This window comes from Paracoccus sigandri, from assembly GCF_003709565.1.
In the GTDB taxonomy this organism is placed as follows: Bacteria; Pseudomonadota; Alphaproteobacteria; order Rhodobacterales; family Rhodobacteraceae; genus Paracoccus; species Paracoccus siganidrum.
This window is the reverse complement of record NZ_QNRC01000049.1, coordinates 1-15,325: the sequence shown is the minus strand read 5'-3', so window position 1 is coordinate 15,325 and position 15,325 is coordinate 1. Positions and strand designations below refer to the sequence as shown.

Annotated in this window: 13 protein-coding genes and 2 pseudogenes; 8 read left to right on the top strand and 7 right to left on the bottom strand. The window is 66.1% G+C overall.

Going from position 1 to position 15,325, the window contains the following annotated elements:
* Positions 1-125 precede the first annotated feature (125 nt).
* Both C9E82_RS22250 and C9E82_RS22245 read right to left on the bottom strand, forming a co-directional pair.
* Positions 126-1,013, bottom strand: a pseudogene (locus C9E82_RS22250) (IS5 family transposase); the annotation flags it as partial.
* Between the two features lie 234 nt (positions 1,014-1,247).
* The gene (locus C9E82_RS22245) at positions 1,248-2,114 is read right to left on the bottom strand and encodes a LysR family transcriptional regulator (protein ID WP_119900966.1); all 867 of its coding nucleotides are present in this window, start codon (positions 2,112-2,114) and stop codon (positions 1,248-1,250) included.
* Positions 2,115-2,226: 112 nt separating this feature from the next.
* On the opposite strand from C9E82_RS22245, the gene C9E82_RS22240 reads away from it, so the two are divergent.
* Positions 2,227-3,603: an amidohydrolase family protein gene (locus tag C9E82_RS22240; RefSeq protein ID WP_205962245.1), complete on the top strand. Its 1,377-nt coding sequence runs from the start codon at positions 2,227-2,229 to the stop codon at positions 3,601-3,603.
* A 286-nt stretch (positions 3,604-3,889) separates the two neighbouring features.
* Here C9E82_RS22240 and C9E82_RS22235 read toward each other — a convergent pair.
* From C9E82_RS22235 to C9E82_RS22220, 4 genes and pseudogenes are all read right to left on the bottom strand, one after another.
* Positions 3,890-4,249, bottom strand: a pseudogene (locus C9E82_RS22235) (IS5 family transposase); the annotation flags it as partial.
* 314 nt (positions 4,250-4,563) lie between these two features.
* Positions 4,564-4,878, bottom strand: coding sequence for a type II toxin-antitoxin system RelE/ParE family toxin (locus C9E82_RS22230; RefSeq protein ID WP_119900967.1), 315 nt, complete (start codon positions 4,876-4,878; stop codon positions 4,564-4,566).
* Complete coding sequence (locus C9E82_RS22225) at positions 4,875-5,132, bottom strand: hypothetical protein (protein ID WP_119900968.1); 258 nt, start codon at positions 5,130-5,132, stop codon at positions 4,875-4,877. The genes C9E82_RS22230 and C9E82_RS22225 overlap by 4 nt, the downstream gene beginning before the upstream one ends.
* Entirely contained in the window at positions 5,129-5,305 is a 177-nt protein-coding gene (locus C9E82_RS22220) for an SDR family NAD(P)-dependent oxidoreductase (RefSeq protein ID WP_119900969.1), read from the bottom strand. Before C9E82_RS22220 ends, C9E82_RS22225 begins: the two co-directional genes overlap by 4 nt.
* 173 nt (positions 5,306-5,478) lie before the next feature.
* Between C9E82_RS22220 and C9E82_RS22215 the strand changes: the two genes are divergently transcribed.
* The 7 genes from C9E82_RS22215 (at position 5,479) to C9E82_RS22185 (ending at position 14,433) form a co-directional block, all read left to right on the top strand.
* Positions 5,479-6,033, top strand: coding sequence for a LemA family protein (locus C9E82_RS22215; protein WP_119900970.1), 555 nt, complete (start codon positions 5,479-5,481; stop codon positions 6,031-6,033).
* A 1-nt stretch (position 6,034) separates the two neighbouring features.
* Positions 6,035-7,981 (top strand): DUF2207 domain-containing protein, encoded by a 1,947-nt coding sequence (locus C9E82_RS22210; protein WP_122449397.1) that lies wholly within the window; start codon positions 6,035-6,037, stop codon positions 7,979-7,981.
* Between the two features lie 93 nt (positions 7,982-8,074).
* The gene (locus C9E82_RS22205; RefSeq protein ID WP_119901214.1) at positions 8,075-10,027 is read left to right on the top strand and encodes a type VI secretion system Vgr family protein; all 1,953 of its coding nucleotides are present in this window, start codon (positions 8,075-8,077) and stop codon (positions 10,025-10,027) included.
* Complete coding sequence (locus C9E82_RS22200) at positions 10,027-11,289, top strand: DUF4123 domain-containing protein (protein WP_122449396.1); 1,263 nt, start codon at positions 10,027-10,029, stop codon at positions 11,287-11,289. Before C9E82_RS22205 ends, C9E82_RS22200 begins: the two co-directional genes overlap by 1 nt.
* A complete protein-coding gene (locus tag C9E82_RS22195) occupies positions 11,289-11,540 on the top strand; it encodes a PAAR domain-containing protein (protein ID WP_119901140.1) in 252 nt (83 codons plus the stop codon). Before C9E82_RS22200 ends, C9E82_RS22195 begins: the two co-directional genes overlap by 1 nt.
* Before the next feature lie 39 nt (positions 11,541-11,579).
* A complete protein-coding gene (locus C9E82_RS22190) occupies positions 11,580-13,436 on the top strand; it encodes a hypothetical protein (protein WP_119901139.1) in 1,857 nt (618 codons plus the stop codon).
* Between the two features lie 58 nt (positions 13,437-13,494).
* Positions 13,495-14,433, top strand: a complete 939-nt coding sequence (locus tag C9E82_RS22185; RefSeq protein ID WP_122449395.1) for a hypothetical protein — start codon at positions 13,495-13,497, stop codon at positions 14,431-14,433.
* Positions 14,434-14,647: 214 nt separating this feature from the next.
* On the opposite strand, the gene C9E82_RS22180 is transcribed toward C9E82_RS22185, so the two are convergent.
* Positions 14,648-15,214, bottom strand: a complete 567-nt coding sequence (locus tag C9E82_RS22180) for an SIR2 family protein (RefSeq protein WP_119901137.1) — start codon at positions 15,212-15,214, stop codon at positions 14,648-14,650.
* Between the last annotated feature and the right edge of the window lie 111 nt (positions 15,215-15,325).

Genomic DNA, 15,325 nt, shown 5'->3' with positions numbered 1-15,325 from the left:
CGAAAGACCATCGAACATCGGCGCTTGCAGCACCGCAAGCTCGCCGCATAACATCAACCCCAAGACGAGGCCCGCTCTCCGCTAATCTAAGCCCCGATCTGAGCCAAATGTTCTGACGACGGACAGTAGCCCCGGTCCGCACCAAGCGTCAGCCGGCGGGTCGATCCCGGGGAATGGGCGTGGATCATGGCCAGAGCCGCCCGGCGCTCGGCATGGCCGTCAGCCTTTGTCAGTTCAGCCTGCACCACCAGCCCGCTGCGGTTCTCCATCAGGGCATGGCCGACGAAGCACAGCATCGCGCCGGTGCCGGGGGACTTCTTGTAGAGCCGCGCATCAGGATCGGTTGTCGAGGCATGGGTCGCGTTGGACCGCTTCTCGCCCCGGAAGTCGACCTCGGCATTGCGGGACTGGCGGGCGTGGCGGGGCATCGGGTCGGTCCTGGAAGGGGTCTGTTCGGGGTGGCCTGCGGCAGGGGTGCCGGGGGGCGGCGGGCCGCCCGGATCCTCGTCGGATGGCGTGTCGGTGGCCGTGGGCTGAAAGCTCTTCATCGAGGCCCAGGCCTTGACCAGCGTGCCGTCGACCGAGAAGTGCTCGTCCGACAAGAGCGGCGCTACCTCGCGATGGGCCAGGATCGCCGCCATCACCTTGCGCGACATCTCGGTGGTCAGAAGCCGGTCACGGTTCTTGGTGAAGACCGTGGGGACCCAAACCGGATCGTCGATGCCAAGGCCAACGAACCAGCGGAACAAGAGGTTGTAGTGCATCTGCTCCATCAGCTGCCGTTCGGAGCGAACGGAGAACAGGATCTGGATCAGGCTCGCCCGGATCAGCCGCTCCGGCGGGATCGAGGGGCGCCCGAAATCCGTGTAGAGCGCCGCGAACTCGGCATCGAGGCTGGCCAGTGCTTCGTTGACCACCTGCCGGATCTGGCGCAGCGGGTGCCGCGCGGGGACACGCTCTTCCAGATCGACGTAGCTGAACAGGGACCCGCTCGTCTTGTCCGCACCGCGCATCATCGCCCCCATCAAAGCTTTCGGAGGGTGAATCATGTTCCGCAAACCGGGCCAAGGGCCGACTTCAGCAGCAGCCTGCTAATCGTGTCATGACAGCACCCCCGAATGCCGCGCTGCGCTGGCTGCTCGGGGTATGCGGCGGCAATATTTCGTTCGGCGGTGGCGCGGCGGGCGGGGGTGGACCGCAGCACCATCTATCGCCGGATGCGCTGGCTGGGGCCGGCTGACGGGCGATCACCTGTCGGCTGCCGCCCGGCTGCGGCGATGCCGCTTGGACAGCAGGCCGGTCATCTCGCCGGTCAGCCGGCCGATAGAACCGGCGCTTTCCCAGGAATAGATCGACACCACCATGGCCGGCTCACCGCCGAAACTGTCGCAGCGCCGCAGCCGCGCGCCCGAAACCGCCGCGACCGGCAGAAGCGTGATGCCCAGCCCGCCCTCGACACCCAGGATGACGCTGGGCAGGCTGCTGCCGGAAAAGGCGACATACCAGCGCCGCCGCTCGCGCTCGATCCGCGTGAACATGGCGTCGCGGTAAAGCCCCCCGGGCGGGAACACCACCAGCGGCACCGGGTCTTGCCAGTCGCGCGGCAGGAGGGCGCTTTCGAACCAGGCCATCGCCTCGGTAAAATGCGCCCGGCAATCGCTGTCGGGGGCGGGCTCCTTGACCACGATGATGTCCAGCTCGGCCGCGCGATAACGGCGCATCAACTCGCGGCTGAGGCCGACGGTCACGTCCAGCCGGATCTGCGGGAACTGCCGGGTGAAGTCGCGAAAGATCCCGCACATCTCGGGGTTGAAGATGTCCTCGGGCAGGCCCAGCCGGATCGAACTGGTGCCGCTGGGATCGCCGAGCGCCGCCGCCGCCTCTTGCTGCAGGGCCAGAATGCGCCGGGCATAACCCAGAAGCCGTTCACCCTGCGGGGTCGGCAGCACCGGGCGCGCAGCACGGTCGATCAGGGCATGGCCCGCGACATCCTCCAGCCGGGCCAGTTGCTGGCTGATAGTGGATTGCGTCATGTGCAGCCGTTCCGCGGCGCGGGTGAAGCTGCCGCTATCGACGATGGTGACAAAGGCGCGCAGCAGGCGCGGATCGAGCATCCTGGACTCCATTCGATTTCACGATGCTTATCATCTGGACATTTAATTTCCAGATGATCCCGGTCGCGCTTATCCAGAACGCAGGACAAACGACATTCGCGAGGAAACGCATTTGCACACCGAGCACCACCACAGCCGCCGCACCTTCCTGTGCGGCACCGGGGGGCTGATGACCGCATCGGCCGTGATGGGCATGGGAGCGGCCAGCGCCGCAGGAGCCGCCGAGGAACTGGCGCTGACCGGCGAGATCGCCGAGACGCATTACTACCTGACCGAGGTCCGGCTTGAAAACGGCTTCGAGCGCGAGGGCGAATACATCATCGCCACCCGCACCGCGCTGCATACGCTGGAAATCCGCGACGGCCGCATCCAGGCGATCCTGGAGGAAGGTGCCGCGCTGACGCCGGACGTCCCGCGCTATTCGGCCGGGGGCAAGCTGGCGCTGCCGGCCTTTCGCGACATGCATATCCACCTGGACAAGACCTTCTATGGCGGGCCGTGGCAGGCGCCGCTGCCCCGGCAGGGCAAGACGATCATGGACATGATCGCGCGAGAGGAAATCCTACTGCCGAAGCTGTTGCCCACCTCGCAGCAGCGGGCCGAGGCGCTGATCGATCTACTGCTATCGCAAGGCACGACCGTGGCGCGCAGCCATTGCAACATCGATCCGGTCAGCGGGCTGAAAAGCCTGGAGCATCTGCAACTTGCGCTGGAAAAGTACCGCGACCGCTTCGAATGCGAAATCGTGGCCTTCCCGCAGCACGGCCTGCTGCATTCCAAGGTGGACGGGCTGATGCGCGAGGCAATGGCCATGGGCGTGCAATTCGTCGGCGGGCTGGACCCTACCAATGTGGACGGCGCGATGGAGCAGTCGCTGGACGCCATGTTCCAGATCGCGCTGGACCACGAAAAGGCGGTGGACATCCACCTGCACGAGACCAGCCCCGCCGGCGTCGCTGCGATTCAGTACATGGTCGAGACGGTCGAGCGCACCCCGCAACTCAAGGGTCGGCTGAACCTGAGCCATGCCTTCGCACTGGGAACGCTGTCCGAGGCCGAACTGGACGCGCTGGCCGAGCGCATGGCGGCTCAGGGCGTCACGGTGATCTCGACCGTGCCCATCGGGGCGCTGACCATGCCCCTGCCGCGCCTGCGCGAAAAGGGCGTGGCGCTGATGACCGGCACCGACAGCGTGATCGACCACTGGTCGCCCTTCGGCACCGGCGACATGCTGGAAAAGGCCAATCTCTGCGCGCAGCTTTACGGTGGGCGCGACGAGTTCGGCCTGACCCGCGCCATGGCCATCGCCACCGGCGACGTGCTGCCGCTGGACGATGTGGGGGAACGCGCCTGGCCGAAACCCGGCGATGCGGCGGAATTCGCGCTGACCGAGGCAAGTTGCTCGGCCGAGGCGGTGGCCCGGCGCTCGGCCCGCAGCGCCACGTTCCACAAGGGCCGGCTGGTCTACGGCGGCGTCGCCCGGGCCTGAGCCGCGACAAGCGGGGCGACCATCGCCGCCTTCCCCCTTTTGCCCGTCTGCGCGACCGGGCGCTAGGTCGTAAAACCCGGCGAAGCGGTCGCGCAGCAGGTCTGACCCCATAAGATAGTGCGGTTTCAGTTTTGATTCATGATCGGGTTCTGGGCCATCGTCTGGGCAAATGATGGCGCCGACCCGCGTTGCGGCGCAGACCAGCCCGGTCAGGTACATTTCGCCATAGCTTCACTCGGCCCCAATAATGGAGAAACACCGACCGATCTCTGCCTAGGGTCAGGATTCATAACCAGTAGATGACGGTTGCCGCGAGCGCGATGGCCGAGAGGAAGACCTTCGGGCATCGGTCATAGCGGGTCGCGACGCGTCTCCAGTCCTTGAGCCTGCCGAACATGATCTCGATCCGGTTGCGGCGCTTATACCGGCGCTTATCGTGTTTGACCGGGGTCTTGCGCTGCTTCCGCCCGGGGATGCAGGCGCGTATCCCTTTATCTTGCAACGCTTCTCGGAACCAATCGGCGTCATAGCCGCGATCCCCGAGCAGCCAGTCGACTTTTGGGAGGCTGCTGAGCAACGCCCGTACGCCGATGTAGTCGCTGACCTGACCGGCGGTGACGAACAGGTCGAGCGAACGCCCTTGGCTGGCGCGCTATCTGCGCGTCGCTCAGCCAGAAAAGATCGCCCATGTCACCGCTCCGTTTTCGGAGCCGTGAATCATGCAGCGCGACGGAAATCAATGCATCATGACCCTAAGCGATTGTCATACATCGATTATAAGCGAGTTATGACAGCAGTGATTGCGGGGGCGCGATTCCAGAAATACTTGCCTTTGCATCAAGGTGGCTGGCAGCCGGCAGGATCCTTGGCTGCATGAGCATTACGGTTGGAAAATTCCACCCCCAAGATCGCAGCGGAAACATCCCGACTACCGGATCCGCCGTATAGCGGGCATCGGCGCTATCCCCTGGATCGACTCCGCTTGATCCAGTCGCCCCCTCCGTAGGTGACGGCATAGACGAGAACCTCCCTCGTGCCATCGTCGACCTTGAAGACCACCACACCCTCGCGCCCCGCCGGGATCGCGCGAAGCCCCGGCGCAATCTCATCCCGCAAGCTGCCCTTGTGCGGGACCTCGGACAGACCACGGATCACAACCTTGATCTCTGCCAGCTTCGCTGCAGCGGCTGATTCGCCCGCGTAATCCGCGATCCATCCGGCAATCCACTCAAGAGCGTTCGCCACCAAGGGATGGAAGCGTATGCGGTAGCTCAACGGCGGCCGCTCTTCGAGCCTCGGCGACGGGCGCGGGCAAAGGCGTCGGCGGCATCATTGAAATCCTCGCGAGAGGTCTGAAGCCGGCCTCGGATCTCATCGGCCAAGATCCCCCGCGCCACTTCGCGTTCCTGCTCGTCCTCGATCATCTGCCCCAAGGCCGCGGCCACCATCGCGGACTGGGGCGCGAAAACACCCGCACTGACCCTCTTCGTTAGAAAGCGGTGGTGGCGCAGCGTGGCCTTGACAGTCATAGCGCAATCTCCGGTATGACCATATCATACCCGATATCGTCGCTGACCGCCTTGCCCGCCGCCTCGTCGATATCGGCAACGAAAACGCGCGCGCCAAGTGATGCCAACAATTGGGCCTCAGCCTTTCCCTGCCCGTTCGCGGCGCCGGTGATCAGCGCGATCTTGCCCTGCATTTTCGTTCTCCTTGCTGTCAGCCGTCATCGGCGCGGCCAAGCGCCACCGGAACATGCGGCGCGGCCATGGGCGCGGATCGGCCTGATGCCGCCGCTTCGGGTTTCGCGGCACGGCGGACCCCACTAGGGTGCCCCTGCAACCGGCAAGGACAAGGGCACAGGGGGCATTCGCCATGAACTGGATCATCATTCTTGCCATCGCGGCGGGCGGCCTCGCGCTTTATGCTGTGGCGGTCTACAACCGGCTGGTCGGGCTGCGCCAGCGTACCCGGGAAGCCTGGAGCGGGATCGATGTCCAGCTGAAGCGGCGCAGCAACCTGATTCCGAATCTGGTCGAGACGGTCCGGGGCTATGTCACCCATGAAAAGGATCTGCTGGACCAGATCACCCGCAGCCGCGCCGCCGCCTCGGGCAGCGACAGCGTGGCCGAACGGGCGGCGGTAGAGGGCCAGTTGGGGGCCGTGCTCGGGCGGCTTTTCGCGGTGGCCGAAGCCTATCCCGACCTCAAGGCCAGCCGGAACTTTCAGGACCTGCATGCCTCGCTGGACGGGATCGAGCGCGATATCCAGCACGTCCGGCGCTATTACAACGGCGCGGTGCGGATGCTGAACATCGCGGTGCAGAGCTTTCCCTCCAACCTGATCGCGGGGCTGTTCGGCTTTCGGCAGGCCGATTATTTCGAACTGGACGACCCCTCCGAACGCGCCGTGCCGCAGGTGGCGTTCTAGGATGCTGACCGGGCTGCTGCGCGTCTGCCTGCTGGTGCTGACGCTTGCGGGCGCGCAGGCGGCCCTGGCGGATGAACGCATCCTGTCCTTCGACAGCGACCTGACAGTCGAGGCGAACGGCGATTTTCTGGTGGTCGAGACGATCCGCGTCCGCGCCGAGGGCGACAAGATCAGCCGGGGCATCTTTCGCGACTTTCCCATGCTGCTGCGCGACGAGGGCGGCAATCGCCGCGTGGGGTTCGATCTGGTCTCGGCCACGCGCGACGGCCAGCCCGAGACCGCCCGCATCGAAGAGACCTCGCGCGCGCTGCGCATCTGGCTGGGCAATCCGAACGCGACCCTTCCGCCGGGCGAGCATGTCTGGCGGCTGACCTATCGTACCGACCGCCAACTGCGCATGTTCGACAGCCATGACGAGGTTTACTGGAACGCCACCGGCACCGAATGGCTGTTCCCCATCGACGCCGCGACCGCGACCATCCGCCTGCCGCAAGGCGCCCGGATCACCGAATTGGCGGCCTATACGGGCAGTTTCGGCGACACGGGCGGCGATGCCCTGTTCGACCAGACGGCCGAGGGCGTGGCGGTGTTTCGCACCACGCGCGCACTGGGCGAACGGCAGGGGCTGACCGTCGCCGTCGGCTTCGAAAAGGGCACGGTCGCGCCGCCCTCCGACCAGACCCGGCGCGACTGGTTCCTGCGTGGCCACGGGCCGGGCCTTTGGGCGCTGGCCGGGTTCGGGGTGGTGCTGGCCTGGTATCTGGGCAACTGGTGGCTGTTCGGCCGCGACCCGCGCCGGGGCGTGGTCATCCCCCGTTGGGATCCGCCCGCCGGAATGTCGGCGGCCCTTGCCAGCGCGACCTTCCGCAACCGCGACCCCGCTGCCGACGCCGCGATGTCGCTGTCCATCGTTGAGTTGGCCTCGCGCGGGGTGCTGGCCTTCGAGATCGGCGGCACGACCTCGCGGCTGGAACTGCCCGAGGGGGACGCGCCCGGGGATCTGCTGCCCGAACAGCATCTGATCGTGCAGGCCGTGCGCGAGGCGGGCGGCAGGTTCGATATCTCGGCCGCGAACGGTCCGGCGGTGCGCGACCTTCAGGGCAAGGTCTGGGCCAGCCTGCGCAAGCAGCGCCGCGCGCTGCGCCTGTTTCGCCCCTATGGGCTGCAGCTGGCGGTGGGGCTCGGGCTCAGCCTGCCCGCGCTGATCCTGCCCGCCACCCGGCTGCCGGAGCCGCTGAACGTGCTGATGATCCTCTTCGCCGTCGCGGCGGGGCTGCTGCTTTTCCTGCTGCGCGGGGCGATGATGGCGCGGGGTGCGGGGAAAACCGCCGGGGTCTGGCTGACGCTGGTGCTGGGCATCCTGATCTGCGGCGCCGGCGCGGGGGCGCTGCTGGTCGCCCATCTACATCAGGGGGGCGAGCCGATCCTGCCCGCCGCCCTGACCGGCATCCTGCTGGCCAATGCGATCTTCGCGCCCATCCTGGGCGGCCCGACGCCCGAGGGTCGCAGACGGCTGGACGAAATCGAGGGGCTGCGCGACTATATCCAGGTGGCCGAACGCGACCGACTGAGCATGCCCGGCACGCCGGACATGTCGGTCGCGCATTTCGAACGCATCTTCCCCTTCGCCATGGCCCTCGGGCTGGAAGAGATCTGGGTCTCCCGTTTTCGCATCTGGCTGGCCTCGACCGAAGCCCCTGCGACCGCCGCCGGGGCGGGGGCCCATGTCCTGACGCCGCAGGAAAGCCTGCTGCGGCTCTATCGCGACCGGACGCCTGCGACGACACGCCAGCCGGGGGTGATGGACCGGCTGTCGACCAGCCTGACCGCCGCCCTGCCGGTGGCAGCGGCCTCGTCCTCGGGGGTGTCGGGCGGAGGCTCATCGGGGCGGTCGGGGGGCGGCTCGTCCGGCGGCGGAGGCGGCGGGGGCGGAGGCGGCGGCTGGTAACGCCTTGATTTTCTCGGCATCGGCGCTACGGGTTTCATCGTGGCGCAGGTTTTGGTAACAACATCCCGCAAGGTGACGATCTGGCAGGCAGGAATGAACGCGACATTCAGGCAAACCGACAGGCTGGGTCGGCTGACGACGGAACTGGGCGGCGACACGCTGGTGCTGCTGCGCTTTGACGGCACGGATTTCGTCAACGACCTGTTCGAATACAACGTGCAGGCGCTGGCCGAACGCAGCGATCTGGACCTCGACGCCCTGATGGGCACCCATGCCTCGGTCGAGATCGGGACGCGCGCCGGAACCCGGGTCTTCGACGGGATCGTGACCTCGGCGCGATGGGCGGGGGTGGGCGAGAACGGGCACCGCTACGACCTGACCCTGCGCCCGTGGTTCTGGCTGGCCGGGCGCCGCCGCAACCAGCGCATCTTTCACAACCGCACCGTCGTCCAGATCGTCGAGGAGGTGCTGGCCGATTATGCCGATCTGGGCGATCCGGCGCTGGATGTCAGCCTTAGCGGCGATTATCCGGTGCTGGAATACACCGTGCAGTATCGCGAAAGCGATCTCGACTTCGTGCGCCGGCAGCTGGAGCGCCACGGCATCACCTTCCATTTCCGCCATGCGGCAGGCAGCCATAGCCTGGTCCTGACCGATGACGTTCTGGCCCATGACAGCATCGGCGAACGGCCCTTCAAGTCCTTCGACGGCCATCACCAATACGATCAGGAACATTTCTGGGGCTGGACGCCGGAACGCAACCTGACGACCGGCGCGATCCGGCTAACGGATTACGACTTCAAGAAGCCGCTGCAGGCGATGAAGGCCGACCAAACCGGCGACGCCGCCCATGCCCATGGCCAGATCGAAAGCTTCGACTGGCCCGGCGATTATGCCGACCAGTCCCGCGGCAAGCAGGTCGCCCGCCTGCGCACCCATCAGGAACGCGGCGGCGACCGGCGCAACCGGGCGATCGGCGACTGTGCCTCACTCGGGTCGGGGATGCGCGTCAAGCTGGGCGGCGATCCGGTACCCGGCTCGGGCGAGACCTATCTGTGTCTTGCCGCCACCCATTCCTTCGTCTCCGAGGCATATGGCTCGGGGCATATGTCGAGCGACGGCTATTCCTTCACCGGCAATTATGTGCTGATGCCCGACACCGCACCTATGGCGCCGCCCCGGCGCAGCCCGGTCCCGGTGGTCTATGGCCCACAGACCGCCGAGGTCGTAGGCGATGGCGAGGTCGATTGCGACGAATACGGCCGCATCCTCGTCCGCTTTCACTGGGATCTGGAACACGGCCATTCGATGCGTTGCCGCGTCAGTCAGAACTGGGCGGGCAGCAATTGGGGCGGCATGGTCATCCCCCGCACCGGGATGGAAGTGGTGGTCGAGTTCCTGGAGGGCGATCCCGACAAGCCGCTGGTGACGGGCTGTGTCTATAACGGGCTGAACGGCACGCCGATGGCCCTGCCCGAGCACAAAACCCGGTCCAGCTTCAAGACGAACTCGGTCGGCGGCCAGGGCTTCAACGAACTGACCTTCGAGGATAAGGGCGGCGAAGAATTCGTCTATCTGCATGCCCAGAAGAACCTTGACGTGAAGGTCCTGAACTCGGCCCAGAGGCGGGTGGAGTTCGACGATACGGTCAGCATCGGCAACAATTCGAACCTCGTCGTGGCGGGGAACCGGACCGAAAGCGTCGAGGGGATGCTGGACCTGACCGTCAAGGGCCGGATGAGCGAGAAGATCGACGGCGACCTGGGAACCAGCATCGGCGGCAGCCATGCCACGCGGGCGGGTGGCGACCTGACGCTGAAGGCCGAGGGCGAGATCGTCATCGACGCGGCGCGCATCACGCTGGTCGCGGGCGGCGCGGCGGTCGTCCTGGAGGGCGGAGCGGTCAATGTGGCGCCGGTGCTGAATGTCGGCTCGGCCTCGCCCGGCGCGGCGGCGCTGCCCGCCATCCCCGCCGTGCTGAAGGCCGCCGCCGGGATGGGTTCGCCCTTCGTCAGCCATTGCCCGCTGGACGGCGGGGACACGTGATGGGCGCCGAGCCCTGGATCGGCTTTTGCCACCTGCGGGCGCAGACGCCCGAACGCGAGCGGTGGATCGGCGACCGGCCCGAGGCGGTGCGGTGGCTGATGCTCGCGGCCTCTTCGCCGCAGGATTATGCGGCGGGGATGCGGCGCGCGCTCGGGCGGATGGGCTATGACCTTCTGTCCGTCAGTTCGACCGCGCCGGCGGACCGGGCCGAGGGGCTGGGGTCGCTGGCCGAGAAGGTGCCGGCCCTGCTGGCGCAGGTCAACGAGGCGCGCCCGGTCGGGCTTGGCGATTTCGCGCCACCCGAGGCCGCCGCCTCATGGCGGGAAACGGATTGGGACGAGGTGCTGGACGCGCCTGGCACGCTGTGGGCGGTGGTCGACGGCGTCGCTTGGCCCGGGATTTCCGGCCGTCTGGCGCAGGGCGATACGGATCACGCCTGCCTCTACGGCACGCTGGATCCGTCGGGCCGCGCGATGGCGCCCTGGCTGGTCCGGGTCCAGCCGGGCAGCGGCTTCGCGGCGAACCTGCGCGCACACCCGCAGGGCGATCACGCCTTCGTCCTGCTGCGGGCCGAGGCGGGGCTGGACGAGATACGCGGGCATCTGCGCCGCTTCACGATGATGCACACGCCCCATGACCCCGACGCGGCGGTCTATTTCCGCTTTTACGATCCGCGGGTGATGATCGATGCGCTTGAAACCCTGACCGACAGCTTTCGCGACAGCTTCACCCGCATTCTGGATGCGATCATCCTGCCGCTGACGCCCGCCTGCCTGCTGCCCGATGCGGCCAAGCTGACCGGCCCTGCCATCGACCCGCTAGACAACCCCGAATCCTGCCGGGGCCGGTTGCTGTGCTGGCGGGGGCGGCCGCGCGCGGGGGATGGGCGGCGCGGGCCCTCTGCCGTCTCGGAACCGGAATACGCGGCGCTGTCGGCGCGGATGCATCAGCGCGCGGTGCATGACCTGGCCCGGCAGCTGGCGCGGGACTATGGCACGCTGACCTCGCGCCGGCGCTGCCTGACCATCGCCGGGGGCGCGGCGAGCGATGCGGCACGGTTCGACATGCGCTCGGCCGCGCAGGTGGCGATGATCGCCCGGACGCAACTGCTGTTCGGGGTCGATTTCGACAACCGTTATCCCGAGATCGGGTATATCCTGAACGACCGCAGCCTGCTGGCCTGGCAGAAAAAGGACCGGCTTGCCGACTGGTTCGCACGGATGAGCCGCGCGCATGGCCTGGAACACAAGGAAATCGCCTGATGAAACCGATCGCGCGCCTGGGGGATAGGCATGACTGCCCGCTGCACGGAACGAATACCATCGTCTCGGTCTCGGGGCAGTCCAGCTGCGACGCGCACCCCATCGCGAAGGTCGGCGACAGGACGGGCTGCGGCGCGGTCATCACCACCGGCAGCCCGGCCTGCATCATCGACGGCAAACCCGCGGCGACCATCGGGTCGCTGACCAGCCACGGCGGCATCATCGTCACGGGCTCCCGCTCGGTTGCGTGACCCGATAGAGACCGCGCGCAGTTTCCCACGAGGTTCTTCTTGTCAGACTATACCCCTACGGCAGCCGATTATACCTTCCTGCTGGAAAACCACCCCGACGTGTTTGCCGACCGGGGCGCGGCCCGCACCGTCCTGAACCAGTTGCAGACCTCGACCGACGGCCATAATGCGCTGCGTCTGCAGGCCCTGGGGGAAAACTATCGCCGCGGGGGCAATCCGCCGATGACCGCCTCGCCCGTGCCGGTCACGCCCGGCGATCCGGCCGCCAGCGCCTTCGATCCGGCCTTCGCCGCCGCCTGCGTCGATTGCCAGCCAAGCCAGCCCTGCTGCCTGACGGCGGGGACCATCAAGGATTTCGAGGATCCCTCGCGCAAGATCGAGTGGCCCGCAACCGGCACGCCGCCCGCGACGCGGCTCTACATCATCGCCAAGGAGGTCCGGGGCCAGTCGCTGAGCGGCAAGGTCCGCGTCGAGGGGACCGGCCGCGACTGCCAGGCGGGCCACCCGCAGAGATCGCGCTTCACCGCCCGCAACCTGGCCTCGCGTGAACAAAGCCTGCCCCGGTCGGCCAACGATGTCGAGGTCGGCTATCCGCAGAACATCAACACCCTGATGGCCCTGCAGAACTATGTTCCCGCGCAGGCGCTGCTGTTTCTGGGGGTCTGCGACCTGCTGACAAGCGCGGCCGCGTTCGCGCAGAGCGCGGGCGGGGCGACGATCACGCCGGCGCAATGCGTGTCCGACGGGCCGATGCGGCAGGGCTTCAACGTCGTGGCCTTTCCCCAGGCAAAGGCCGAAGGCGACGCGACGGTGGCGGTCGGCGTGCATTTCCTGACGACCGGCGTGGGCGGAACCGCGTCGATCGAGGGCAATCTGACGGGCAAATATGGCGCGCTGGACATCTCGGCCGCCGCCCGCAGCGCGGCGACCCCCACGACCGGGCGCAGCCTGCCGACGGCGCAGACGGATTCCAACCGCCTGCCCGGCATGGTCGCCACCCTGTCGTCGATCATCGGCAACTTCTCGGAAACGCTGTCGCAATCCTCGCCCTCGCCGAACCGGGTGGTCGACCGCACCGATTTCGGATCGGGCGTGCGCTTCGACATGGCGCTGAAGCTGGCCGCCACCGGGATCGAGCTGAAGGCCAAGCGATCCACGCCGGATCTGGAAGCAAAGATCGGCAAGCTGGAAACCTCGCTGACGATGACGGCGCGGGGGACGGTCGACTTCATCGACGTGGCCGCGCAGGTCATGCTGTCGCCCGCAGGCGCGCGGCTGGTTCAGGAGACCCGCGCCACCATGGCCAACAGCGCGAATGCCGTGCGCGCCGACCTGCGCGCCGAGGTCGAGGTCTCGGCCGAGGGGGAGTTGAAGCACGTCATCGACAGCGGTGTCACCATCCCAATCCCCGCGAACGGCCCCGCCCCCGAAGAACCCTCGGACATGACGACCGAGTTCGGCGGCAAGCTGATGGTGCGCGGCCAGGCGACCATCCGCATCCATGTCGAGGGCGAGGTCTGGATCGCCTCGGCCGAGGCGGGGGCGGCGGGAACGGCGCATACGGGATGGGTCTGGGAATTGAAGGTCGATGCCCAGAAGAAGCGCAAGAAACGCTATTATTTCGAGGGGCTGATGGCGCGGGCGACGGGTTATGCGCGCATCGGGACACGCTCGCGCGCGCGCCGGGGCCCATCGGCGCGCGAAACGGTCGACATGACGACATCCCGCGGGGTCAGCGCCAGCCAGAGCGGGCCGGGCTATTCGGTGGGCGATCCCAACTGGAACAACCCAAATGCCAGCCGGTCCGAACTGGCCGATCGCGGCGCGGTCTATGTGCTCATCCCCCCTACGGTCGAGCGCGTGACCTCCAGCGCACCGCCCTGGCAGGATTACTAGGATGCTGCGCGCGACGCTTCTCGCCCTCTTTCTCTTGCCGATCTCCGGAGGATCATCCGTGTCACAGGAAAACCCCGATCCCGCAAACTATTACATCGACGCCTCGGCCAGCGGTTCGTTCTGGGCGCTGCGGATCAACGACGTCACGGTCTGGCGCCATTTCGAGGCCGAGGACACCAATTTCTCGCTGCCCGTCAACGTCTTCCTGCAAGAGGGCCGGAACGAGATCGACGTGACCTTCGTGACCATCGCGGGATCACCCATTGAATACAACGCGGCCAGCCCCAATTTCCATTTCCTGGCCGAGCTTGACCGCACCGAGCTGAGCAGCCGCGACAGCACCCGCATCACCCTGCTGAACTTGGCGCTGGATCAGGCGGAAAACCAGGTCTACGCCCCCGAACAGACCTTTTTCGGCCTGCCCGTGAAGACCCGCGACACCCCGCCGATGCGGGTCGGACGCGACCGCGCGGACCAAGCCGAGCTGGCCGATGGCTGGGGCGAGCAATGGACAGGGCGGCGCGTCGCGGCCAGTTTCGACATCCCGGACCCGCTACCGGAACCGCCCTGGGCCTCGGCCCCGGTGATAGAGGACAGTCCCCAGACCCGCGCGGCGCTTCTGGATGCCTATCGGCGCCTGCACGCCGTCCTGCAATCGGGCGACCGGCGGCAGGTGCTGGCCGCCTATGACACGGCCTGGCGGCATGTCGCGCAGTCGATGCATTACGCGTCGCTGGAGGAATATCTGGAAAAGGTCCGCCCCCTCGAGGATCTGGCCCCCCGTGACGACGAGGGGACGGCCCTTCAGCCGGTGGATCTGGTGATGGGGCCGCAGGACTTCCAGATCGAGCGGATGGCGGGCGGCCGCCTGATCCGCATCATCCCCGACCCGATCATCTGGAGCAACGAATCCGATCCCGATTTCGTCTTCAGTAGCAATGTCGCCTTCTTCATGGACCCGCAGGGCGATCTGGTGATCGGCGCGGTGCTTTACTGACCTGGCCGACGGCCTTGAAGACGTCGGTGAAGGTTCGTGCACCGATCCTGCGCAGAGCCGACCTTCGCTGCGTCCTGGACGAACGGCAGCGAAGCTCAGATAGCCCCTCTCTATAGGCGGGCATGCCACGAAGACAGCGGCAGTCTATGAGACGCCTAATGCAAGTACGGAAAGCTCGCGACCTATTACAGAGCCACGCTTCAGCACGATGCATTTAGCTCGCGAGATCCGCTAAAAAGCTTTCAAGGGACTTGGCCGGGTCGGGATCATCACCAACTATAGTGGTTACACCCCACTTGGCTAATACCGCCTCCTCAACTTCGTTTGGCCTCGGGAGAAAAATATAAATCTCCGGCTTATGACTCCTGTAGGGCGATGCCTCCCACGTTTCCCAAAGCTTGTGAAGGAGAATTCTGATGTTTATATCTGAAAGGCTGTACCCAATAAACAGAACAGGCCTAGCCAAAACGTCCGAACGCAACCTTATATCTAGTGGAGAATCAAAGGATAGCCGCTTGAAGTAATCGGTCTCAGTCAGGACGATGGAGTCATCATCATCGAAGTCGCCATGCAGCTTTATGACCTGGGTTTCATCATCCTCAACCTTTATGAAATCTTTCACATTCACAATCCTGCGCGCCTTTTTATCATTAAGGTGCAGGGCTCTCTCAATATTTCTATCGTAATTGGTGGTGTATATAACTGGAAAGTTGAGTTCCGAGATGCACTTATGCACTCCAGAAGCTTCTATAATTGCGTCAGAGAAGTGGCCTGCCCCCATAGGGTGGTCCGGTTTCAGCTTTAATGCATGATCGGCTTTTCTGCCATGGCCTGTGCAGATGACGGTGCCGATCCACGCGGCGGCGCAGGCCAGATGATGGCCTCCGGTGCC

Bases quoted from the DNA above. Each gene is read 5' to 3' on its own strand.
- C9E82_RS22245 (WP_119900966.1), bottom strand. From the start codon at position 2,114: ATGCTCGATCCGCGCCTGCTGCGCGCCTTTGTCACCATCGTCGATAGC.
- C9E82_RS22225 (WP_119900968.1), bottom strand. From the start codon at position 5,132: ATGACTGTCAAGGCCACGCTGCGCCACCACCGCTTTCTAACGAAGAGG.
- C9E82_RS22220 (WP_119900969.1), bottom strand. From the start codon at position 5,305: ATGCAGGGCAAGATCGCGCTGATCACCGGCGCCGCGAACGGGCAGGGA.
- C9E82_RS22215 (WP_119900970.1), top strand. From the start codon at position 5,479: ATGAACTGGATCATCATTCTTGCCATCGCGGCGGGCGGCCTCGCGCTT.
- C9E82_RS22210 (WP_122449397.1), top strand. From the start codon at position 6,035: ATGCTGACCGGGCTGCTGCGCGTCTGCCTGCTGGTGCTGACGCTTGCG.
- C9E82_RS22205 (WP_119901214.1), top strand. From the start codon at position 8,075: ATGAACGCGACATTCAGGCAAACCGACAGGCTGGGTCGGCTGACGACG.
- C9E82_RS22200 (WP_122449396.1), top strand. From the start codon at position 10,027: ATGGGCGCCGAGCCCTGGATCGGCTTTTGCCACCTGCGGGCGCAGACG.
- C9E82_RS22195 (WP_119901140.1), top strand. From the start codon at position 11,289: ATGAAACCGATCGCGCGCCTGGGGGATAGGCATGACTGCCCGCTGCAC.
- C9E82_RS22180 (WP_119901137.1), bottom strand. From the start codon at position 15,214: ATGGGGGCAGGCCACTTCTCTGACGCAATTATAGAAGCTTCTGGAGTG.